At 44.0% G+C, this 325-nt stretch carries 1 protein-coding gene and 1 rRNA gene; one reads left to right on the top strand and one right to left on the bottom strand.

Going from position 1 to position 325, the window contains the following annotated elements:
- A 5S ribosomal RNA gene (rrf, locus tag ACTNDI_RS14075) occupies positions 1–95 on the top strand; the annotation flags it as partial.
- A 3-nt stretch (positions 96–98) separates the two neighbouring features.
- Here the strand turns inward: rrf and ACTNDI_RS14070 are convergent.
- The coding region (locus ACTNDI_RS14070) for a hypothetical protein (protein WP_441101578.1) at positions 99–325 on the bottom strand (227 nt) is incomplete at its 5' end.

The raw sequence follows: 325 nt of genomic DNA, 5'->3' as shown, positions 1-325 counted from the left end.
AGACACCCGTTCCCATTCCGAACACGATGGTTAAGACCCGGGCGGCCGAAAATACTATGCCGGAGACAGTATGGAAAGATAGGCGGCCGCCAGCATCCTTACAACAAATAAGCATACAATAAAGCAAGTGGAGATCTCTCCTTATAAGATAGGAGTGCAAGTTTCTTATAAGAGCGGAAATCACCTGCTGCTGGGAAAGCGAAAAACTTTACCAGTGATACGAGCTGAGAAGATAAACTTTTCGGCTGGTATGGCTGATAAAGCCAGATACGTACCTTGAAAACTGAATACACAAACGATTCCAAAAAGAAATCCAAAGCACAAT

It is taken from the genome of Bilifractor sp. HCP3S3_D3 (assembly GCF_052063915.1).
GTDB lineage: Bacteria > Bacillota > Clostridia > Lachnospirales > Lachnospiraceae > Bilifractor.
Note: the sequence above shows the minus strand (reverse complement) of the source record. Positions and strands in the feature narration are given on the sequence as shown.